The organism is Spirosoma agri, assembly GCF_010747415.1.
Classification (GTDB): domain Bacteria; phylum Bacteroidota; class Bacteroidia; order Cytophagales; family Spirosomataceae; genus Spirosoma; species Spirosoma agri.
Genome location: NZ_JAAGNZ010000005.1, coordinates 100,815 through 123,031, shown reverse-complemented (window position 1 = coordinate 123,031; position 22,217 = coordinate 100,815). Strand labels below are relative to the sequence as shown.

At 50.1% G+C, this 22,217-nt stretch carries 15 protein-coding genes; 6 read left to right on the top strand and 9 right to left on the bottom strand.

Annotation, left to right across the window (positions count from 1 at the left end; genetic code table 11):
* Window positions 1-103 precede the first annotated feature (103 nt).
* Both GK091_RS26845 and GK091_RS26840 read left to right on the top strand, forming a co-directional pair.
* Complete coding sequence (locus GK091_RS26845) at window positions 104-2,533, top strand: TonB-dependent receptor (protein WP_164043823.1); 2,430 nt, start codon at window positions 104-106, stop codon at window positions 2,531-2,533.
* A 55-nt stretch (window positions 2,534-2,588) separates the two neighbouring features.
* A complete protein-coding gene (locus GK091_RS26840) occupies window positions 2,589-3,497 on the top strand; it encodes a DUF4249 domain-containing protein (protein ID WP_164043822.1) in 909 nt (302 codons plus the stop codon).
* Window positions 3,498-3,567: 70 nt separating this feature from the next.
* On the opposite strand, the gene GK091_RS26835 is transcribed toward GK091_RS26840, so the two are convergent.
* Window positions 3,568-5,151, bottom strand: coding sequence for a polysaccharide biosynthesis C-terminal domain-containing protein (locus GK091_RS26835; protein WP_164043821.1), 1,584 nt, complete (start codon window positions 5,149-5,151; stop codon window positions 3,568-3,570).
* Window positions 5,152-5,328: 177 nt separating this feature from the next.
* Between GK091_RS26835 and purH the strand changes: the two genes are divergently transcribed.
* The 3 genes from purH to gatC all read left to right on the top strand — a co-directional run bounded on the left by purH (window position 5,329) and on the right by gatC (window position 8,075).
* Window positions 5,329-6,873 carry a bifunctional phosphoribosylaminoimidazolecarboxamide formyltransferase/IMP cyclohydrolase gene (gene purH, locus GK091_RS26830; protein WP_164043820.1) on the top strand — a complete coding sequence of 515 codons (1,545 nt, stop codon included), beginning with the start codon at window positions 5,329-5,331 and terminating at the stop codon, window positions 6,871-6,873.
* Window positions 6,874-6,997: 124 nt separating this feature from the next.
* Window positions 6,998-7,729 (top strand): lysophospholipid acyltransferase family protein, encoded by a 732-nt coding sequence (locus GK091_RS26825; protein ID WP_164043819.1) that lies wholly within the window; start codon window positions 6,998-7,000, stop codon window positions 7,727-7,729.
* A gap of 58 nt (window positions 7,730-7,787) precedes the next feature.
* A complete protein-coding gene (gene gatC / locus GK091_RS26820) occupies window positions 7,788-8,075 on the top strand; it encodes an Asp-tRNA(Asn)/Glu-tRNA(Gln) amidotransferase subunit GatC (RefSeq protein ID WP_164043818.1) in 288 nt (95 codons plus the stop codon).
* Window positions 8,076-8,155: 80 nt separating this feature from the next.
* Here gatC and GK091_RS26815 read toward each other — a convergent pair whose 3' ends face one another.
* From GK091_RS26815 to GK091_RS26800, 4 genes are all read right to left on the bottom strand, one after another.
* Window positions 8,156-8,839, bottom strand: a complete 684-nt coding sequence (locus GK091_RS26815) for an alpha/beta hydrolase (RefSeq protein WP_164043817.1) — start codon at window positions 8,837-8,839, stop codon at window positions 8,156-8,158.
* Between the two features lie 93 nt (window positions 8,840-8,932).
* On the bottom strand, window positions 8,933-10,435 hold the full coding sequence (locus tag GK091_RS26810; RefSeq protein WP_164043816.1) for a DUF1501 domain-containing protein: 1,503 nt from the start codon (window positions 10,433-10,435) through the stop codon (window positions 8,933-8,935).
* Between the two features lie 84 nt (window positions 10,436-10,519).
* Window positions 10,520-13,288 (bottom strand): DUF1553 domain-containing protein, encoded by a 2,769-nt coding sequence (locus GK091_RS26805; RefSeq protein ID WP_164043815.1) that lies wholly within the window; start codon window positions 13,286-13,288, stop codon window positions 10,520-10,522.
* Between the two features lie 214 nt (window positions 13,289-13,502).
* Window positions 13,503-15,893: a sialate O-acetylesterase gene (locus tag GK091_RS26800; protein ID WP_164043814.1), complete on the bottom strand. Its 2,391-nt coding sequence runs from the start codon at window positions 15,891-15,893 to the stop codon at window positions 13,503-13,505.
* A gap of 365 nt (window positions 15,894-16,258) precedes the next feature.
* Here GK091_RS26800 and GK091_RS26795 point away from each other — a divergent pair, with 365 nt between their 5' ends.
* Window positions 16,259-18,367 (top strand): prolyl oligopeptidase family serine peptidase, encoded by a 2,109-nt coding sequence (locus GK091_RS26795; RefSeq protein WP_246202441.1) that lies wholly within the window; start codon window positions 16,259-16,261, stop codon window positions 18,365-18,367.
* 64 nt (window positions 18,368-18,431) lie between these two features.
* Here the strand turns inward: GK091_RS26795 and GK091_RS26790 are convergent, their stop codons facing one another.
* From GK091_RS26790 to GK091_RS26775, 4 genes are all read right to left on the bottom strand, one after another.
* The gene (locus tag GK091_RS26790; RefSeq protein WP_164043812.1) at window positions 18,432-18,950 is read right to left on the bottom strand and encodes a hypothetical protein; all 519 of its coding nucleotides are present in this window, start codon (window positions 18,948-18,950) and stop codon (window positions 18,432-18,434) included.
* Between the two features lie 509 nt (window positions 18,951-19,459).
* Window positions 19,460-20,356, bottom strand: a complete 897-nt coding sequence (locus tag GK091_RS26785; RefSeq protein ID WP_164043811.1) for a heparin lyase I family protein — start codon at window positions 20,354-20,356, stop codon at window positions 19,460-19,462.
* 561 nt (window positions 20,357-20,917) lie between these two features.
* Complete coding sequence (locus tag GK091_RS26780; protein ID WP_164043810.1) at window positions 20,918-21,124, bottom strand: hypothetical protein; 207 nt, start codon at window positions 21,122-21,124, stop codon at window positions 20,918-20,920.
* Between the two features lie 259 nt (window positions 21,125-21,383).
* Window positions 21,384-21,932, bottom strand: a complete 549-nt coding sequence (locus GK091_RS26775; protein WP_164043809.1) for an RNA polymerase sigma factor — start codon at window positions 21,930-21,932, stop codon at window positions 21,384-21,386.
* Window positions 21,933-22,217: the final 285 nt, after the last annotated feature.

Sequence of the window (22,217 nt, the reverse complement as noted above, 5' to 3'; positions counted from 1 at the left end):
TCTATTTTTCTGTGAAGCCCAACCAGACCTGACCTACTTTTGCATTTCTGTAAAAATGACGGGTTCATTAAAAACACCCGTCTGGTAATTTACTAACAACCGAATGAAAAACAATGTACTCAATACGTTCTTCGTCCTGTTTCTTACGCTGGCAGGCAGCCACATCGTGCGAGCCCAGACCGATCAGAATGTAAGTGTTCGGGCGGGTAATGCGGATAAAGCAGCTTCGGCTCAACTGACCATTAGTGGATACATAAAGGACGCGGCCAACGGCGAAGGGCTGATTGGCGTATCGGTGTTCGTTAAGGAAACCAACACCGGTGCGGTCACGAACAATTACGGCTTCTACGCCGTAACCATGCCGCCCGGTAACTACAACCTGGTTATCTCCTACGTCGGCTACGAAAAACAGACGAAAACGATAGCGTTGACCGATCGGAATATTCGGCTCGACCTCGAATTAAAGGAAGAAGGTCGGCAATTGCAGGAAGTGGTCGTTTCGACCAAACGGGAAGACGATAACGTCAAGAATATCGCGATGAGCGTTAATCAGATTGATGTCAAAACGCTGAAACGCATTCCGGCACTGTTGGGCGAAGTAGATGTTATTCGAAGCATTCAGCTGCTTCCCGGCGTTTCGACCGTTGGCGAAGGGGCAACAGGATTTAACGTTCGGGGGGGTAGCATCGATCAGAATTTAGTGCTGCTGGATGAAGCGCCTGTCTACAATTCGTCGCACCTGTTCGGTTTTTTCTCCGTATTCAATCCCGACGCGGTTAAAGACGTCAAGCTCATCAAAGGCGGTATTCCGGCAAATTACGGCGGTCGGATTGCCTCGATCCTTGATGTGCGGCTAAAGGAAGGAAACGCAAAAAAGCCGGAGTTAAACGGCGGTATAGGCCTCATCTTTAGTCGTTTGTCGTATGAGCGTCCCTTATTCAACGGCAAAGGTTCGTTCATCATAGCGGCCCGGCGTTCTTATGCCGATATTCTGGCGCAACCTTTTCTGAACAGCGATCTGAAAGGTGCCAAATTCTATTTTTACGACCTAACCGCGAAAGGAAATTACCGCATCAACGACAAAAATATCGTGTATCTGTCCGGCTATCTGGGTCGTGATGTCTTCGGGTCCGACTTTGGATTCAACTGGGGCAATACAACGGTTTCGGCCCGCTGGAACCACGTATTCAGTGATCGTCTGTTTTTGAACACAACGGCGTATTACAGCAATTACGATTACTCGCTCAACTCCGATCTGAAGCAGAAACGGCCAAATGACTATTTCAAGACCGATTCGCGAATTGTCGATTACAGCATAAAACCCGATTTTTCCCTATTTCTGGGTAAGAGCACGATCACCTTCGGCGGACAGTCTATCCTGCACGATTTTCAGCCGGGCAAGGCAACGGCAGCCAGTTTAGGCAGCATTCGCACCTTTGGACTGGAAAGTAAATACGGGCTGGAAAATGCGCTCTACATTGGTAACGAGCAACAGGTTACGTCGAAATTACAACTTCAGTACGGGCTTCGTTATTCGCTGTTCAACTACATTGGACCGGGCGAAGCATACACGTTTCAGACGGATGTTCCCGCTGGCGAACGACGGACGGTTATTACGACCGTTGCTTATCGGGGAAAGAATATGATCCAGACCTACGGCAACTGGGAACCGCGCTTTGCGGCCAAGTATGAGCTGGCTAATAACAGCTCGTTCAAGCTAAGTTACAACCGACTGGCGCAGTATATCCACCTTATCTCAAACACCACCGCGTCAACGCCACTGGATATCTGGACACCTTCTACCAACAATATTCGTCCACAGATTGCCGATCAGATCGCTGGCGGCTATTTCAAAAACTTTGGCCGAACAGGTCAGGAATTTGAGGCATCAGTTGAGGTTTATTACAAATGGCTTCAAAATCAGATCGATTACATCGACGGGGCAAGTCTGATTCTGAATAAATACCTGGAAGGGGATTTGTTGAGTGGTCGGGGTCGGGCTTACGGTGCCGAATTTTACGTGAAGCGAAACACGGGCGTCGTCAACGGCTGGATTAGCTATACGCTGGCAAAAACGGAACGGCAGGTTGCGGGTATCAATAACAACGACTGGTATCCCACGCGCTTCGACAAACGACACACACTAACATCGGTCCTGCTGTTCGATCCACCGCGCGCGAAACGCTGGAATTTTTCGGCGACATTCACCCTTGCCAGTGGCACACCGGCCACGTTCCCAACCAATCGATTCGAGTTTCAGGGGCAGGTTGGTCAGGTCATCGACGGACGCAACAATTACCGAATTCCGGCCTACCACCGGCTCGATCTGGCAGCCACGCTACAGGGGCGCAAACGACCCGGCAAGCGCAAAGATGACAACTGGGTGTTCTCGGTCTACAACGCCTATGGGCGGAAGAATCCATTTTCCGTGTTTTTTCAACCCAACGAAGACAATCCAAGAGTAACGGAAGCAATCAAATATTCCGTGTTTGCTACGGTGATCCCCTCCGTGACCTACAACTTCAAATTCTAAGGGGCGTCGTACTTGCCTATACTACAGGTATTCAGCTCCATAACAAGTTTAGATGATGAAACGACTCCCCTTCTTATATCCGTTAGCCTTTTATCTGCTTGCTCTCTGTAGTCTGTCAGGGTGCGAGACGGTCATCGATGCCAAGCTTACTACGGGTCCGACACAGTTGTCGGTCGATGCGGTTCTGACCGATCTGCCGGGGCCGCAGACGATACGACTCACGCAGACGGCGGCTTATTTCAACAGCAGTACGCCCCCGGCCGCACTCAGCGCAACGGTCACCGTGTTGGATGATGCGGGAAAGACATTTGCCTTTACTGACCCCGATAACGACGGTTATTACGTCTGGCAGCCACGGTCAGCCACGGACACGCTGGGGCATATTGGCCGTACCTATCAGCTCCGGATCAATTTTCAGGGGGAAACGTACAACGCCACGTCCAGAATGAACCGTGTGCCGACGGTTGATTCGCTGGTATTTTCCAAAGTGAAGATCAATCCCTTATCAAAAACGGAAGGCTACCGGGCTCAGTTTTACGCCCAGGATATAGCCGGAGCGACCGATTACTACCGGATTCGCTATTTTCGGAATGGCGTGCTGGCTAATAGAGCCCGTGACATTATTACGTCGCAGGATGGCTCGTTTCGCGGAAACGCGAATACTGACGGCCTGATTTTTATCGCGCCAATCCGTCGGTCGATCAACCCGGATAGCTTGTATGCGTTCGATGATGTGGTGAAAGTGGAAGTACAGTCGCTGACGTTGGAAGCGTTTAACTTTTGGGAGGAACTACAAACGCAGCTTTCGAATGGTGGCCTGTTTGCTACCCCGCCGGCTAATGTGCCAACGAATATTGTGAATGCCAACGCCAGCGGTCGAACGGCGGTCGGCTTCTTCATGACATCAGCGGTTCGCAGTCGCACCGCCCGCGTCGCCACCGAAAACTTACGACCGGATTTGTAAGAAACAAGCGATAGTTGTTAGGTAATTCACGTTGGGCAACCAACTGAATTATCTCAATTACCCGACTTCTTTACTTCTTACTTATCGGCTCGTCGGTAGGGCCAACGGGCGTAGGAACAGCGCCTTTCGGTTTGCGTAGTCGTTGCAAAGCGGGCACGAACGTGCTGCGCTCAACGACTAGAACGACCGCAAAAAACAGCCCGAACAGGGCCATGTGATACGGTACAGACAACCACAAATTGGCTATTTCCACTTGTTGTGACCCGTAGATCAGCAAACCCGCCCCCAGAATATAGCCCACCGCCGATTTTACATGGTACGGAACGGGATAATACTTCTCCCCCAGCCCGTAACAAATGACCATCATGGCGAAGCTGGATACAAGAAACGCGACCGCACAGCCCATGTAGCCAATAATCGGAATCAAGATAATGTTTCCTGCAACCGTGATCAACGCTCCAACGATGGTGATGAGCGTTCCGAATTGCGTTTTATCGCTGAGCTTGAACCAGAACGCAATGTTGTAATAGACGCCAAGGAACAGGTTAGCCAGTAACAGCAACGGCACGATGGACAGGCCGGAACGATACTTTTTCGACACTAGCAACCCGACAATATCCAGGTTCAGGCTGACGCCCACCCAGATCAGTACACAAACGATAATGAACCATTTTGTAACATCGGCCAGCAGTTTGGGGGAGTTTTTGTCTTCAGCGCGGGAGAAGAAAAACGGATCGGCGGCAAACTTAAACGACTGGATCACCAGCGCCATAAATACGGACAGTTTCAGGCAATTTCCGTAGATACCCAGCGCATCTTTACTGGTCAATCCCCGGTAAAAACCTTCGGGAAGCCAGTGTTGCAAAAACAGCCGGTCGGTCATGGAATTGATTAGTCCGGCCAGACTCGTCAGCATGAGTGGTGCGGCATAGGCAAGAAGTACCTTTGTCTGTTCTTTATTGAGCTGGAAGCGAAACCCGGAAAAGGCATCCCGCAGCAGAACGAAATAGGTAGCGTTACCCACTAAGTTAGCCAGCAGGATATAGCCGGGGCCAATGCTGGGGTAGTAGATCAGGTCGATTGCCGGTTTAAGAAACGACAGGTATTTTTCCGCATAGATATCCCGGCAAATAATCAGAAAAAAAACGTTCAGGAAAACGACAATCAGAATGTTGATGATCTTTGCCTGAACAAACCGACGCGCCCGATTCTCGACCCGTAGCCGCGCGAAAGGAATCGCCATAATGGCATCAATGGCCACAATAAGCGCAACCCAGATAACAGACAACTCCTGCCCCGGATAACCCAGCCACACGACAATCTGCGGAGTCAGTAGTATGATCGCCGTGGTAAACGTGACGCTAACCGCGATAACGATACTGAGCGTTTCGTTGAATACCCGTATCCGATCCTCCGGATTGCTGGCTCCACCCGACCGGGCGGTAAACCGAAAAAAGGCCGTTTCGAGCCCAAGCGTGTAAATAACCAGCAAAATGCCGACCCAACTGTATAACTCGACGTTGGAGGCCATTTCACTCGGCTGCTTGAAAACGTAGGTTTGCAGCGGCACCAGCGCAAAGTTGAGCATTCGCCCAAGAATAGTACTGACGCCGTATAGAGCCGTATCACCGGCTAATTTTTTAAATGTACTCATTCAGATAATACCCGTTTACTCAATGACGCCTTGGCAAGATCAGGCTTTCGCGCGCTGGGCAGACAAAGTTAAGACCTTTGGTTATCTTTGTGCATCAGTTCGAAACAGGTCTTCATTGTTTCGCTTTACTTGATCACCATTTTCAGAAACAGCACTATAGCTGTTTCACCCGACAGCATGTCCCTCAAAATTTCTTCAGCGCTGATCTCCGTTTATTACAAAGACGGTCTCGAACCACTGGTACGGCTTCTGCACGAACACAATGTACAGCTCTATTCAACCGGTGGCACCCAGGCATTTATTGAACAACTTGGCATTCCAGTTACGGCCGTTGAAGACCTGACCGGATACCCTTCCATTTTTGGCGGTCGTGTCAAAACACTTCATCCAGCCGTAATGGGAGGTATTCTCTACCGTCGTGAGTTACCCGAAGATCTGGCGCAGGCCGAACGGCACCGCATTCCACCCATTGATCTGGCAATTGTGGATCTGTATCCGTTTGAGGAAACAGTAGCGTCGGGCGCTTCGGACGACGATATCATTGAAAAAATCGACATTGGTGGCATCTCCCTCATTCGGGCTGCGGCCAAGAATCATAACGATGTGCTGATCGTTTCGTCGAGGAGCCAGTACGCCGATGTGGTAAAACTACTGGACGAGAAAAAAGGAGCAACGGATCTCAGCGACCGGCGGCAGTATGCCAAGGAAGCGTTTGCCGTAACATCGCAGTACGATACTGCCATTCAGGCGTATTTTGCCAAGTCAAATGCAGAGAGCGAATCGGCGGTAGCCATTACCGATTTCAAACACCTACCCGCCAATCATCTGCGCTACGGCGAAAATCCGCATCAGCAGGCGACGTTCTACGGCAATCTGGAAGCCATGTTCGAAAAACTGCATGGCAAAGAACTGTCCTACAATAACCTGGTCGACGTTGACGCCTGTGTGGGCTTGATCGACGAATTTCAGGCGTCGGCAGGCAGTACGTTCGCAATTATTAAGCACACCAATGCCTGTGGTATTGCCACGGCATTGACCCCCAAAGAAGCGTATTTGAATGCGCTCGCGTGCGATCCGGTTTCGGCTTTTGGTGGTGTATTGATCACGAACGAAACGGTTGATCTGGCGACGGCGGAAGAACTGAACAAGCTGTTCATGGAAATCCTGATCGCGCCCGATTTTGCCCCGGAAGCATTGACCTTGCTGAAATCGAAAAAGAACCGGATTCTGTTGAAACGGAACGCGGTTGCGCTGCCAACCGTCATGTTCAAAACCATTCTGAACGGGGTTCTGGAACAGGATAAGGACAATCAGACGGAAACGACCGGTCAGTTCAAAGTCGTTACGCAAAAAGCGCCGACCGATGCCGAAATGCAGGCTTTGGAATTTGCGCTGAAGGTGTGCAAGCATACAAAGTCCAACACGATCGTACTGGCGAATAAGGATCAGTTGCTGGCGAGTGGTGTGGGACAGACTTCCCGCGTCGATGCGCTCCGACAGGCGATTGAAAAAGCGGGTTCGTTTGGCTTCGATCTGAACGGAGCGGTTATGGCATCGGATGCGTTCTTCCCCTTTGCAGACTGCGTTGAAATTGCTGGCCAAGCGGGTATAACGGCGGTGGTTCAGCCTGGCGGTTCAGTACGCGATCAGGATTCGATCGATTACTGCAATGCCCACGGTCTGGCAATGGTCACGACCGGCGTAAGACACTTTAAACACTAATCCGGACGTTGATTTGTCTGATTTATCTGACCGACTCTGATTTTGTGCTACAGAGCGCTTCAACGAAGCGAATGTAAAATCATAGTCGGTCAGATGAATCAGACTAACTAACGTTCAGACACTTATGCGACTGCTGTACACAATCTGGTGTGCTGTTTATTTGATCGTACTGTATCTGGTGTTGTTCCCGATACAGTTTGTGTGTTTGCAACGCGAGGCATGGAAGCCCTTGGCGCATCAGATCAATCGCATCTGGGGAATACTGTTCTTCGCGGGTGTCGGAATACCGGTCCGTGTCAAACGGCGCTTCAAACCCGATCCGAAGCAGGTGTATGTCTTCTGCGCGAACCATTTTTCGTATCTGGACATTGCGGCAATGGGTGTGGTCGTTGATAACTACTACGCTTTCGTCGGGAAAAGCGACGTGAAGCAAATTCCGTTACTGGGTTACATGTTTGCCAAACTGCACGTTCAGGTAGACCGTGGCCAGCCCAACAGCCGGGCTTATTCGCTGGCGAAGTCGATACGAACGCTGGCCTCCGGCCGAAGTATTATGATCTTTCCGGAAGGTGGCATTCATGCGCAAGAACTGCCTACCATGCACCACCCGTTTAAAGATGGAGCGTTCATCATGGCGATTCAGCAGCAAGTGCCCATCGTGCCCATTACGCTACTGACCAACTATAAAATTTTGCCCGATACGGAGACAGTCAGAATGCACTGGCACCCGCTCAGGGCCATTGTTCACCCGCCGATCGAAACGACAGGGCTTACTGCGGATAGTGTCGATTGGCTGAAAGAGGAAACGTATCGAATCATCGACGCAGAACTCCGTAAAGACGCTTCGGATAGGTAGCCGGTGCAATTGACGAACGAATAGATACTTAAAGCGACTTCCCAGTTGCATTACAGCAATGAAAGTAGATCAGGAAACATTACATAAAATTGCGCATCTGGCCCGTCTGGAGGTTCGACCCGAAGAAGAAGCCGATTTGCTGAACAGCCTCAACGGTGTGCTGACCTGGATGGAGCAACTCAATGAGGTCGATACGACAGGCGTCGAACCGCTCACCCATATTTCGGCCGAAACGAACGTGTTGCGCGATGATGTTGTCAGGAATCAACTTCCCCGTGAGCAGGCCCTTGCCAATGCGCCCCAGCACGACGAGCAGTTTTTTGAAGTCCCTAAAGTGCTGGAATAGGCTGAACTATAATTTTTGTGCTATATCTGACCGACTTTGATTTTGTCATACGAAAGCGCTTCGACGAAGCGAAAGTAAAATCATAGTCGGTCAAATAAATCAGACAAATCAACGGTCAGGATTGCTTCAGCGACTTGTTCGGGGTAAAAGACCAGGCCAAAATGATCACCGGGCACCTCTACGAATGGTTCGGAGGGTCGGGCAACGATGCTATCCCGACGGGCATGGATCCGCAACTCTGGTGAAACAGTCAGGGGCGATACCGGCGCGAACAGCGTCTGCAACTGCTGATACAGATACCGGCGGCTCATCGTGCGCATCCCGTTCATCAAACGGCAATACAAATCAGCGGATTCTTGGAAGGGATACTGTTTCTGAAAATAATTCAGGAGCGGACGACTTTGCGTAATGCCCGAATAGAGCAGCATTTTAAGCAAGCGCAAATTGTGCGTCGGGAGCCGAATTTTACGCTGATCCGTCCAGGATGCCACCTGAATTACGATTGCATTGGTCAGTTGTTTGATATGAATGGCAATCCACCCACCCATCGAATGCCCGATAATCACATCAGTTGCCTCAATCTCGTAACAATCGGCGATGTAGTTGGCCACCCGTTGCACATTGACCAAACCGACTGGCTGCCAGCGTTCGAATTCGTCGGCCAGGTTGATTCGGACAAATTCAGCAGCGGGTAAATAAGGAACGAGTTTGTCGAAAATCGTTGGATCTTCGACGTACCCATGAATAAGAAAGGTACGTGCCATAGCTAACTAAGACGCGGGCGCTATAAACGCCCTACGTTTAAGCAAGGTAGCTATTTATCGATGAAGCAGGACCATTAGCGCTAGCCAGCCAGACTAGGCAAGTATAGGTTTGACCAGTTTACCTGCCACGTCGGTCAGGCGGAACGGTCGGCCCTGAAACTGGTACGTCAACTTGGTGTGATCGAAACCAAGCAGGTGTAAAATGGTCGCCTGAAGGTCGTGTACGTGCACTTTGTCTTTAACGCCGTAGTAGCCAATATCGTCAGTTTCGCCGTACGAAAACCCGCGTTTAACGCCACCACCCGCCATCCAGACCGTGAAGGCTTCGAGGTGATGGTCGCGGCCCATAAACGGTAAAACCTGACCATCGCGGTTCTCCTGCATAGGCGTCCGGCCAAATTCACCCCCCCAGACGACTAGTGTGTCATCCAGCAAACCGCGCTGCTTCAAATCAGTCAGCAAAGCAGCTACCGCCTGGTCAGACTCTTTGCATTTGGTGCGTAGTCCAATCTCTATCGCGCCATCGGCACTTGTACCATGGGAATCCCACCCCCAATCGAACAGTTGAACAAACCGCACTCCGCGCTCGACCAACCGCCGGGCCAGTAGACAATTTCGGGCGAACGACCCTTTATTCGGATCGACGCCGTAGCTGTCCAGAATATACTGCGGTTCGCTTTTGATGTTCATCGCATCCGGAACGGACATCTGCATCCGGAACGCCAGTTCGTACTGCGAAATCCGGGTCAGTATTTCCGGGTCTTTAACGTCGTCGTATTGCTGCTGATTGATCTGGCTGATGGCTTCGATCGTTTGCTTGCGGACGTTGCGATCCATACCAGCGGGATCCGACGCATATAATACGGGGTCACCATCCGTCCGGCACTGAACCCCCTGATAAACTGTTGGCAAAAACCCGCTTCCCCACACTGACTTTCCGGCATCGGGTTGTTTGCCTCCTGATGCCAGCACGATGTAGCCGGGCAGGTTATCGTTTTCGGTGCCAAGCCCGTACGTCACCCACGACCCGATACTTGGTCGACCCAATCGAGCGCTACCGGTGTGCATCAGCAACTGCGCAGGAGCGTGGTTGAATTGATCGGTATGCATGGCTTTCAAGAACGAGATATCGTCCACTACCCCTTGTAAATGAGGCAAATAATCGGACACCCACGCGCCCGACTGACCATATTGCGCAAACTTTCCCTGCGGACCAAGCATTTTGGGAACACCCCGTATAAACGCAAACTTTTTGCCCTCCAGCAACGCCTGCGGACAATCTTTACCGTTGTATTTAGCCAGTTCGGGTTTGTAGTCGAATAGCTCAAGCTGGCTTGGCGAACCAGCCATATGAATGTATATTACCCGTTTGGCTTTGGGTAAAAATTGCGATGGATGGGGTGCCGTCGGCTCGCTGGATTGCAGCGCAGCGCCAACCACATTTGTCTGTGGATCGTCTTTACCAAAAAACCCACAGCCTCCCAAAAGTGAGCTAAGCGCCATCGCACCCAGCCCCGTTGAACAGGTGTGCAAAAAATGCCGCCGGGTTTCGCGTTCAGCCGCAGCCTGCTGAAGTTCGCTGATGAGTTTTTTCATAGCTGACACGGGCAGAAACCCGCTGATTATACGTTCCTAAGCCTAGAGCGAATTTCCACGGCAACGGCCGATCATCCACAATATTTATTCTTTGGTGACCACTTCATCCAGGTTCAGCATGGTGTTGGCCGTTACGGTCAATGCGGCCAGTGCCGGTGTGGCATCGGCTCTGGCCATGAGCTTCTTCGCTTCGTCCGGCTGCTGCCGATAATGGGCCTCCGTCGTTCGGTAAAGACGGGTCATGATAGCCAGTTTTTTAGGAGCCAGACCCCGCAACATCACTCGGTGAAACCCGGCCTGTATCTGTTGTTCAGGAGACGTGCCGTGCTGCTGCATATAATCCGCTAACTGCTGGGCGGCTTCCACATAAACCGGATCATTCAGGGTGACAAGAGCCTGCAAAGGCGTGTTCGTGCGCAATCGGCGTAACTGGCAGAACTCCCGGCTGGGGCTATCAAACGTCACCATTGATGGGTAAGGTGCCGTACGTTTCCAGTAGGTATAGAGCGCCCGCCGATGAAGATCGTCGCCCGTACTTTGCTTCCAGCTATCACCGTCATAAGGCGACTGCCAGATACCATCCGGCTGCATGGGCATCACGCTTGGACCGTATAGCTTATGGCTCAACAGGTTGCTCACGGCCAGCGCCTGATCGTGGACCGCTTCGGCGGATAGACGCACGCGCGGACCACGAGCCAGCAGTTTATTGAACGGATCTTTTGCCAGCAACTCGGGCGAAACCGCCGACTGCTGCCGATACGTAGCCGACATTACGAGTCGCTTCAGCAGTTTTTTTACATGCCACTGATCCGTTTCCATAAACTCGACAGCCAGATAGTCCAGCAGTTCGCGGTGGGTTGGTGGGATTCCCTGCGTACCCATATCCTCGACCGTTTCGACGATCCCCGTACCAAACAGCTGCTCCCAGAATCGATTGACCGCCACCCTAGCCGTTAACGGGTGCTCCCGACTAACCATCCACTGAGCCAGTCCCAGTCGGTTTTTAGGCAATGCAGGGTCCATAGCGGGGAAAGACTTCGGTACGTCAGGCGCTACACGTTTTCCTTTTACCATCCAGTTACCCCGCTGAAACACATGCGTTTCCCGCGCCAGATCGCCCGTTCCATCGAGCATGATTGGCGTTTGTTCAGCATCGGCATTCAGAATATCCAGCACAACTTTATCGGTCTCCCCAACCTTATCCAATGGCTGACCGGGGAGCATCGGCTGAAACGACACCCATTTAATCTGAACCCATTCTTTGGGCGTCGTTGGACTGTTAAGCGTCAGGTACAGGTTGTGCTTGCCCTGAACCAGCGGCAGCGGAATCAGCTGAATGGTATCGTTACCGGCACCACCCGTTTTCGGAACCGGTACCGTTGCCAGTACGGTACCGGTCAAGTTATCCTGCCGGATGGTGACGGTTGCATCGGGCGCTTTTGTTCCCCACGCAATAAATAATCGAGGACGTCCCGTCAGTGTCACATTTTTGATCCGAACGGACCCTTTATGCTGAAAGCCAAAATACTTGGCATCCAGCAAGGATGCGTTGACCAACTGATCAAAATCGTGCGAATTGATTTTCGGCTCCATCGTCCGAACCAGCTTCGTAAAGTAGTCAGCTTGCGCCTTAGCTTGCTTAGGATCGGGAACGTTCGCGGTGATGAACTGCCGCAGGTGAACCACTTTCAGCGAGTCGGCTGGTTTAAAGAATCGCAGGGTCGGCGTCTCGCTCGTCACATCTTCATCGCGGGTGTTGTTGAAGAACGCCAGAAATTTGTAATACTCATCGTTCACAAATGGGTCGTAGGGATGGCTGTGACACTGCACACACGAGAACGTGGTTCCCTGCCAGACGTCCCAGGTTGTATTGACGCGGTCAATCACTGCCGCCGTCCGGAATTCTTCGTCCTGCGTTCCGCCTTCGTCATTGTTCATCGTGTTCCGGTGGAAGCCGGTCGCGATAAGTTGCGCGTCGGACGGATTGGGCAACAGATCGCCCGCTAGTTGCTCAATCGTAAACTGATCGAACGGTTTGTCCTCATTAAAGGCCTTGATGAGCCAATCACGGTACCGCCATATTTTTCGACCGGGATCGCGTTCGTACCCTTTCGTGTCCGCATAGCGGGCCAGATCGAGCCACATACCCGTCCACCGTTCGCCGTAGGCCGGAGCGGCCAGCAAACGATCAACTACCTTTTCATAAGCATCGGGTGATTTATCGGCCTCGAAACTGGCGACTTCTTTTTCCGTTGGTGGCAATCCGGTCAGGTCGAGCGACAGGCGACGAAGCAGGGTTGCCCGATCCGCTTCGGGGGATGGTTTCAGGCCATCCTGTTTCAATTTATCCAGAATAAAGTGATCGATTTCATTTTTAGCCCAGTCCGTCTCATCATTTTTTGACAGGCCCAGCCGACTCCAGAACGTACCTATTTTTGGTAATTCCGGCTTTTCTACCGTCTGATAGGCCCAGTGATCTCCCCATTCGGCTCCCTGATCGATCCACTTTCGCAGCAGATCAATCTCGTCCGGTTTTAGGGCCGGGTGATCGAGCGGCATTCGTTCGTCAGGATCGTCCAGTGTGAGCCGCCGGATCATTTCGCTGCCTGCGGCATTGCCAGGTATAATGGCCGGTTTACCCGACTCAGCCGGAGCCAGTGCTTCATGCTTGAACAACAGCGAAAAGCCCGATGCTTTCTTTACACCACCGTGGCAGGCAATGCAGTTTTTGTTCAGTAACGGTTTGATCTGTGTATTGTAGTCCACGCGTTTCTCAAAAACGCCCGGAAACGACGAAAGCATAAAGGCTACCGCAATACCAACTGCACCCAGAACAATCCACTGAACTTTCATCTTCGATTAACGGGCCAACTGCGTTCTACAACTCGATTGACGTACTGACTTTATCTACGTAGGCTAAAAGACAGACCAAGCCAAATCCTCCCCATCACGATTGGAAAGGACCGACTGAACTATCCTTAAAATCACAGATAAATACAGTATTAACGAAGATACATACTAAACCGTTCACAAACGGCTCGTTAGTGTTTGTGTAGGAGTCTCTTCATTACCGAACCCGAATACCGACCTGACTGGTATCATCCTCCCCGTTGGTGGTCCCATTACCGGGTACCGAATCAGGATCGGCCTGCGTAGACGATAAGACTTGTGCGCTGCATGTGCTCACGCCTGATGCAGTCACCCTAGCCGTAAATTGTAGCGTCCTACTGCTATTCGCAGCCAGATTACTGACACTACCCGTAATGACGTTGTTGGTCATTGTCAGATCATTGCTAGACACGAAGGTCTGACCGGCGGGTAAGTAAGCACCCACAAACAGTGTCGACGCCGTCAATCCACCGTCGTTAGAGACCGTTATGGTATACGTTATGATGTCGTTCAAGGCAGGCACCTGATTGTTAACGGATAAATTTAAACTAAGGTCGGCCTTCGACGCATCGGGACTGGGCTGGTTACTGATGACCGCTGGCAACGGTACCTGATTGGGGTTGGGGGATACGAACAAGCCTGAACCCGACTCTTTGGTCCGGAAATCCAGTACCACCATGTCGTCCTGTCCATCACCCGTTCCTGAGTTTGGCTGACTGTCTGGATCGGGAGACGTTGCCTGGGCGATTTCAGCGGCATTGCGGTACGTTCCACCAGCGTTTGGATACGCCACATAACTAACCGTCCGGGTGGTACCGGCATCAATGGTCATTGCACTGCTGGTTACGGCGTTGTTGTTGAATGCCAGTTCGGAGGAGAAGGAAAAAGCCAAATTATCGGGCAGTCGGTTGCGAACGACCACGTCCTTTGCTTGGCCGGGCCCGTCGTTACGCACGTAAAGACTGACGGTAATGGGCGTGTTCAGGTTAGGCGACAACTGGTTAATGCTCATGCTTAAGCTAACATCGGCTACCGATGCCGTCGCACTTGTCCGGAACAAATTGGATGGTACGGCGGGCAGGAACGGCGATGTAGCCACCACCCGAAGCTGAAACCGGCTTCCCAGCCGCAGCGTGTCCGGGACTTTTATAGTGATCGGACTGGTGGACCCACTGCCGAGCGTTGACCAGTAGCGCCCCAGCGAATCCAGTAATTGAACCTGCCACTGATTATCGCTCGCGAACGTGCCTAGTGTGGAGAAAGGAACCGACAGGTTATCACCGGGTTTGATGTTGTCCGCTATGGTACCTGTAACGGCAAACTGCGTTGGTGTAATGGGCTGTGAATTTTGAAAAAAGGCGTTCGTGAGGCTATTGTTCCAGTTACGGGCAAGGCGCGAGAGACCCATTTCGGCGGGAATGGCGGTCGGATTTAGGTAATAGCGGGGGTGCGTTGCCGGGCGGGTGGCATTTTTAAAATGAACGTCCGTCTGACCGGCAAACCGGTTGACAATCGTATCGTTGTAAGGTCCCTGATAGACATTCAGACCCGGCGTGTCGATGATCCGTTGCTGTTCGTTCACTACGGCGGGGCGAAACTCAGTTCCGTCAAAGGAAGCGCGTGCTATCATCCACGGAATCGTTTTTCCGCCAAAATCCTGCCTCGACTTCTGGATAACCCCCACGATTCGATCGTAATACTGCGGAATACTCGACGTGCCATCGGCAAAGCTGTATTCAGCCTCGCCCTGCTGCCAGAGTACGGCCCGGATACCCGCTATCGAATTGTAATAGTGTAAGACATTTTTGAGGTTGGTATAGGGTTGCAGGTTGGGCCAGTTTTCTACGCAGTAGTATCGGTTGCAGGTCGGAATCCCATTGGCCGAGTTGTACCAGTTTTCAGCTGTAGAACCATCCCAGCCCGCTACGTAGAACGCCACCGGAACATTGTACCGGTTAACGATATAGTCGCCTAGCTCACCCCAACTCCACGAGCTTTCGGCCATTGGAAAAACTTTCCGGCCAGCCGTCAGTGGCTTGAACACCGGTACGGGCATTGGATCGCCGGACGAGACGAGTGCCTTGGCCCCCGGCGGATAAGAGTGGTTAATCGAATCAATGGCATTGACGCGGTCGGTACTGGTTCCCAGATCGTTATCCCCAATACCTAGTCCGCGCGAATTCGACTGCCCGGCGGTTACGAACACTTCACCGATACCAACGGGTTGCACAGTGGCCTGAGCCGTTACAGTACTCCCTACAATGGTCCGGACCGTCAACACATACCAGCCACCCGAAGCGGTTACGTAGCCAAGAAAAACAGCATTAGTTGGATTCGTCTGCACGACCTGCCAGTCGGTGGCGGTTCCCTGCCCGGCCGATGCGGGTGTCAACTGAGCCTCTACCCGATCGACCGAGCCACTCAGGCGTCCGGATAAATAAATTCGTCCGTTGCCGTCGCTACCCCGCTGAACGACAAGACGAGACATCGGATGCGTAATCTGTAACTGGGCAAGGGCCAAGAAAGGCAATCCAATGAACAGTAACGTCCACTTTAGAAATGTTGGCATGAATACGTTTAGTACAGCTGCGAAATAAGGCTAAGTCAGTAGTAGCTACCTGTTTTATAAGAGGAAAAGCAAATTTAGTGCATTTACAAAAATAAACGAGAGCGCGTCGACAATCGACAGCATTTTACCCCAGGACTGTGATGCTACGGGTAGTTAATAAGCGCATCAGGTTCCAGGCAAAGCCCCTTCTTCACCCAGCAGAAGCCGATTTTGATTGATCTAAACGAAACTGGTACCAGTAGGTCTTACGGCTCGATCACTTGGAATTACCATATTCTAAAGCGTTCTTCGTAGGCAGTTGCCATCAAAACTCATCAACTACAAACGACTACATGCGTTTCATAAATCTCATTCGATTATCGCTTATGCTCAGCTCTTCTGCGGCTTTGGCACAGTCAGGCTCTCCGTCACTGGCTTATCCTAAAGCAAAAAAAACGGATCAAACCGATACCTACCACGGCACGGCAGTCGCCGATCCCTATCGCTGGCTCGAAGATGACCGTTCGGCCGAAACCGCCGAATGGGTTAAGGAAGAGAACAAAGTCACGTTCGACTATTTGGCGCAAATTCCGTACAGAAAGCAACTTCAGGACCGACTGGAGCAAATTTATAACTACCCAAAATTCTCGGCCCCCAATCGTAAAGGTGACTGGTTTTACTTCTACAAGAACGATGGCTTGCAGAATCAGTCCGTGCTATACCGGCAGAAAGGGCTTGATGGGAAACCCGAGCTCGTAATCGACCCGAACAAACTTTCGGCCGATGGTACGACCCGGTTAGGCGTCTTTGCGCTGTCGAAAGACGGGAAATATGCCGTAGTCGGTTTATCAAAAGGCGGCTCAGACTGGCAGGAATATCAGGTCATGGAACTGGCGACCAAAACCTACCTTTCCGACAAAATCGAGTGGGTCAAGGTGTCCGGTGCAGCCTGGCAGAACGATGGGTTTTACTACAGCCGGTATCCGAAACCGGAAGGAAGTGCACTGGCGGCCAAAAACGAAAACCATCAGGTCTTCTACCATAAGCTGAATACGCCCCAGTCCGCCGACCGGCTTATTTACGAAGATCCGAAAAACCCGCAACGCTTTCACATCGCCAGTACTACCGATGATGAGCGGTTTTTGTTGCTATCCGTAAGCGATCGGGGCAAAGGGAAAGATGGGAATGCTCTGTTTTTTATGGACGCCAAATCCGACCAGAAAGCGTTCGCACCCGTAATCGACGACGTAACTGACTTTAGCTATAGCGTGATCGACAACGATGGTGATCGCCTGCTGATTCTGACCAATGAAAAAGCGCCCAACAGCAAAGTGATCGCCTTCGATACGAAGAAAAAGGCTTTTTCGACGCTCATTCCCGAAAAACCGGAGCCTATCGCCGAGAATAGTGTCAGCGCAGCGGGCGGCAAATTATTCGTTGAATACTCGAAAGACGTAACGTCAAAAGTCGAGGTCTACGATTACGCCGGAAAAATGGAAAGTGCTATTCAACTACCTGCCATTGGCTCAGCAGGGGGCTTCGGGGGAGAGAAAGACGACAAATTCGTGTTCTATACCTTTACGTCATTTACCTTTCCGCCAACGATCTATCGCTATGATATCGGTACACGTAAGAGCACGATTTTCCGGGCACCCGAAGTCGATTTCAAGCCGACCGATTACGAAACGAAACAGGTATTTTATACCAGTAAAGACGGCACAAAAGTACCCATGTTCCTGACTTATCGAAAGGGAATGAAGCTCGACGGTACGAATCCGACGCTCCTGTACGGGTATGGCGGTTTCAACATCAGTTTGCCGCCAGCCTTCAGTCCACTGCGGATTCCTTTTCTGGAACAGGGGGGAGTTTATGCACAGGCCAACTTACGGGGCGGTAGTGAATATGGTGAGAAATGGCATGAGCAGGGTATGAAACTGAAAAAACAGAACGTTTTTGACGATTTCATCGCAGCAGCCGAGTACCTGATCGCTCAGAAATACACCAGTCCGACCAAACTAGCCGTTCAGGGTGGTTCCAACGGTGGCTTGCTGGTGGGTGCAGTTGTCAACCAACGGCCTGACTTGTTTCGGGTGGCCATTCCGCAGGTGGGCGTCATGGATATGCTGCGGTTCCATAAATTCACGATTGGCTGGAACTGGATCGCCGATTACGGTAGTAGCGATAACGCCGACGAGTTTAAAGCCTTATACGCTTACTCGCCCATTCATAATCTAAAAGCAGGCACCAATTATCCCGCCACCCTCATCACGACCGCCGACCACGATGACCGCGTTGTGCCCGCGCACTCGTTCAAATATGCAGCTACGCTTCAGGAAGTGTACAAAGGCCAGAACCCCGTGCTGATACGGATTGACACCAACTCAGGGCACGGTGCCAGTAATACCAAAAAGAACATCGAGACCACGGCTGACATTTACTCGTTCATCCTATGGAACATGGGCGTACGGAGTTTAAAGGAAGTTGCCAGCAAATAGGTTTGTCTACCACAAAAAAGGCCTCCTGACACCAGGAGGCCTTTTTTGTGAACTTACAGTATGCTTACAGTTTGAATGTAACGCCTAATTTCAGCGTAGCCAGACTAGAACCTAGTTCAGCAAAACCACCTACGTTTTCGCTGAAGAAATAGCGGCCACCAATGTGAATAGGAACGTATGCTGTCGTGTACGAATTTGAAAAGCCAGGTATATTTGCGTAGTAATCACCGTATGATAGACGATAGAAGGAAACACCTATACCTGCATATAAATCAGCTTTATCCGTTGCCAACTGAAGTAATTCATTGAAATGGTAAGAACCCCGCACACCAGCATCGAACGAGTTGACTCCGCTACCATAGCTGCGATAGCCAAGTACGCCACCCACTGTAATATTCTTCGTCACGCCAACATCGAGGCCGGCATTCAGGCCCAGGCCGCTTCCATTAAAATAGCCATAACCACCCACGCCAATACCAAGATTGACAAATTTGGTGCCTTTGTCAATGGCCATCTGGGCAAATGACTGGGTGCCCACAAGCAGGGCTATAACGAATAAAACGGAAAAGTGTATTTTCTTCATATGCTTTAACTGATTTATGTAAAAACTGGGGCAAGTTACGTCATATTCATTTCGTTGAGCAAATAGCCCTATTTGGCATCTTAGTTATCGGTTTGACCAGTGGCTTACAGCTAGGGAGGCAAGAGGACCATATTCTAATAATAAAATACTGGCTTTCAAGCATTTATTAGCTCTACTCAACCATACATTAGTTCATTCTTTTGGGCTTAGTGTTAACTGGTGTATCGGTAAGTTTGAGTGAGCGGTAAACAGGAAAGAGCTTTATCAGGCCGTTTTTGCCACTACCGTTAGACAGCAATCGCTGTGCATTACTCACTCATTAGCCTGCTATTGCATTCGGCGTAAATTCCAGATAGTGTACCATACCAAATCGCCGATTAAGTTGTCATTAAAAAGTAGTTGACAAGTTAGCGATGGACTGTCTTTTAGTAAATTGCTTTCTTTACTTGGTGGAATATAGAAACGCCGACTCATCATGAAGTCGGCGTTTTTACTTTTGTGCAAGTTCGTTATTTCATCGGCTTGAACAGCCCATCTGTCCCGCTTGGTGCCACAGCATCGTAGCAGGCATCCTGATTGCCGTAACGTAGCTGATCGACGTATAGGGCTTTGTCCGTATGAGAGGCACTCCCGGTGAAACAGTTAAGACCAAACTTCCAGTAAGGCTTGCCATTTTTGTAGCCTAGAGGCATATTCCTGTCATTGAGAAGTTGCGTTCCGTTCTGCCACATTTGCAGAATGCCCTTATTCGTTGTCGGGGCAAATCGGATGTGAACAACATAATCGACCCATTCGTCGAAGACCACCTTCCCAACAGTTTTTGCCGTTGATCGGTTACTAGAAAGCTGGCTCCAGGCAGTTGGTGCTTCTGAAGCAGAGCCGTAAATTACCTGAATGGTGTTGTTAGGCTGAATGGTCATGAAAATGATGGGAATCCGATACGAGAATCCGCCTGGGTAGCCCTGATAATTGGCATGCCATTGCATGAACAGAATTGGATAAGCGTCATTTTTCATGCTTGACCCAGGCATAAACAGACTAAAGCCATACCATACCTCGGTTGTATCGGTATCACTCCGATACATCGATACTTCTGATTTGGTTACGTAATTATTGGGCGCCGGCTTACGATTCAGACTGGTCAAGCTAAACTTCAATGAACTGTTTCCGGCTCTGCGCTGCTCATTGCTGAAGGAAATATCGGATTTGACACTAGCCTGGTTGTCAAAATAGAAAGGCAATGTAGCCTCTTCGAAATCGTCTGATGTAACGACAGAGGCTACATTGCACGTTGATATAAGTCGAAAATTCCGGGCGTTTTGTGGTAATGGTAACGGTTGAAACCAGTCCGTACAACTTACGGACGCGATCAGCACTATACAGAGTAGTACATATTTTTTCATCATAATCGAGGTGTAGATCAGTCATTTAGTTACCTATATATACTTGCAACCAATAAAAACGGATTGCCTAAAATAGTAACTTTAAGTATCAATAAATAAATTTTTAAAACATTATACAAGGAGTAAAGCGAAGATAATAGCATTTTGGTGACACATATACGTCCAGATCATACTGTAGCGCGGCTGGAAAATCGTAAGGCTATAATGCGGCTACAGCTGAACTTCCCGTCAAGGAGCAAGTACGTTGCCTGACATGAGGGTACGCCTTGTCTTGCAACGATCGCTCAATTACCAGCGTATCGTTGATAAGGTATCCCGACAGAGATGCTGAAAGAAATCAAATGTGTTATAGACAAAAACATCGGCTCACGTTGAGGCCGATGTTTTTTATTAAGGAGCACCAGGCACACGTGGACAAAACCCTCCCATATCCGTTATTTCTGACTGCCCCACTTATCCGGTTGTCTCATTCTGCCAGTGGGTCGTAGCCTTCCTGCGGGAAAAGAGGTTACCGCAAAAAAAGCGTCAGCTCTGCAAGAACTGACGCTTTTTTGTCCTGAATCACTAGGCTTTTGCGCCTAGCTCATGACCGCTGGTCAACTTTGTCAGTTTGGTAGCGTCATAGTCCTGGGTACTGGGCTTGTCCTCATTGCTGTTTTCGCAAGTGATCGTCTGGCCGTCGTCTTTGACCGCTGTTACGGTCATTGGTGATCCGCCCTCTAACAGCGTCACTTGATCGCCGGGTTGAAACTGAACTGGTGCATCTGCCATAGTCGTTGACATTAATTGGGTGTATGTTATTCCATGCGTTTCGCATCTAAACACGTTTCCACCGGTAATGTCGCAGGAAATTAGCGATTGGGATTCATTCACCGAATTGAAGTGGGTATTCCCGACCAACAGCAGCTCCGTAAGGCATCGTAATCATTGAGTCAGGCCCAATAACACAAAAGCAGCCTCGGTGGAGACTGCTTTTATATCGGCCAATAGCCGATAGCGTACTGACGCCACGTTGGGCAAGTCATATGCGTCAATAATAATGTATGTATAGTTCCTGTAGCTTATCGCGTGTTCGTTTCAAACGCATTTTGACCGCGCTTTCCGAAATACTATACTGCAAACTAATTTCTCGTATAGACAGCCCTTGCTCGTGTTTGAGCCGTAGTAACTTCACTTCATCCTCGGACAAATCACTCATAACCCGTTCCAAAGTCTGCATCTGATTATCAACCGACACATTCGCATCGGGTTCGGATAGATTATTCGTAATCTCATCCGACAACGACTCGGTGGTCATTCGCTTGTTTAACCGTAACTGATCCAGGCAGTAGTGATGAGAAACGGAGTATAACCAGGTAGAAAATGCCGACCGGTTCTGAAACGTATCCAGCTTACTGAATACCTTGATAAAAATATCCTGCGTGTAGTCGTGAGCCGATTCCGAATCTTTCGTTATCGACAGACACTTTTGGTATACCTTACCGACATAACGATTGTAGAGCATCTCAAACGAATCGTCAGCGTTGGTATCCTGGTAAATCTTTACCAGTTGTTCATCGGCTAATTCAGCCTTTTTCATGAGAAGTGAGTAAAGGACTTATCAAATAGGATACGTAGTGTTTATCGTAGCAAATATAAACCGGATTGCTTATGTCATCTAGCGGGTATCACTAAGTACGTTTTCATATGTATATGTTAGTCATAATATGAAATTCTTATTTACCAGATAATTCTACCATTAATACAAAATAATATTTTTATAATATAAATTTATCCTAAGAGATATATGACGACTCTATTGATTTAGCAAAGAACTGTTTTTACCTAAATTTATTAACCGGTTCCCTAATCCACACTCTATCAG

Coding starts and splice junctions, on each gene's coding strand:
- GK091_RS26845 (WP_164043823.1), top strand. CDS start 104: ATGAAAAACAATGTACTCAATACGTTCTTCGTCCTGTTTCTTACGCTG.
- GK091_RS26840 (WP_164043822.1), top strand. CDS start 2,589: ATGAAACGACTCCCCTTCTTATATCCGTTAGCCTTTTATCTGCTTGCT.
- GK091_RS26835 (WP_164043821.1), bottom strand. CDS start 5,151: ATGAGTACATTTAAAAAATTAGCCGGTGATACGGCTCTATACGGCGTC.
- purH (WP_164043820.1), top strand. CDS start 5,329: ATGTCCCTCAAAATTTCTTCAGCGCTGATCTCCGTTTATTACAAAGAC.
- GK091_RS26825 (WP_164043819.1), top strand. CDS start 6,998: ATGCGACTGCTGTACACAATCTGGTGTGCTGTTTATTTGATCGTACTG.
- gatC (WP_164043818.1), top strand. CDS start 7,788: ATGAAAGTAGATCAGGAAACATTACATAAAATTGCGCATCTGGCCCGT.
- GK091_RS26815 (WP_164043817.1), bottom strand. CDS start 8,839: ATGGCACGTACCTTTCTTATTCATGGGTACGTCGAAGATCCAACGATT.
- GK091_RS26810 (WP_164043816.1), bottom strand. CDS start 10,435: ATGAAAAAACTCATCAGCGAACTTCAGCAGGCTGCGGCTGAACGCGAA.
- GK091_RS26805 (WP_164043815.1), bottom strand. CDS start 13,288: ATGAAAGTTCAGTGGATTGTTCTGGGTGCAGTTGGTATTGCGGTAGCC.
- GK091_RS26800 (WP_164043814.1), bottom strand. CDS start 15,893: ATGCCAACATTTCTAAAGTGGACGTTACTGTTCATTGGATTGCCTTTC.
- GK091_RS26795 (WP_246202441.1), top strand. CDS start 16,259: ATGCTCAGCTCTTCTGCGGCTTTGGCACAGTCAGGCTCTCCGTCACTG.
- GK091_RS26790 (WP_164043812.1), bottom strand. CDS start 18,950: ATGAAGAAAATACACTTTTCCGTTTTATTCGTTATAGCCCTGCTTGTG.
- GK091_RS26785 (WP_164043811.1), bottom strand. CDS start 20,356: ATGATGAAAAAATATGTACTACTCTGTATAGTGCTGATCGCGTCCGTA.
- GK091_RS26780 (WP_164043810.1), bottom strand. CDS start 21,124: ATGGCAGATGCACCAGTTCAGTTTCAACCCGGCGATCAAGTGACGCTG.
- GK091_RS26775 (WP_164043809.1), bottom strand. CDS start 21,932: ATGAAAAAGGCTGAATTAGCCGATGAACAACTGGTAAAGATTTACCAG.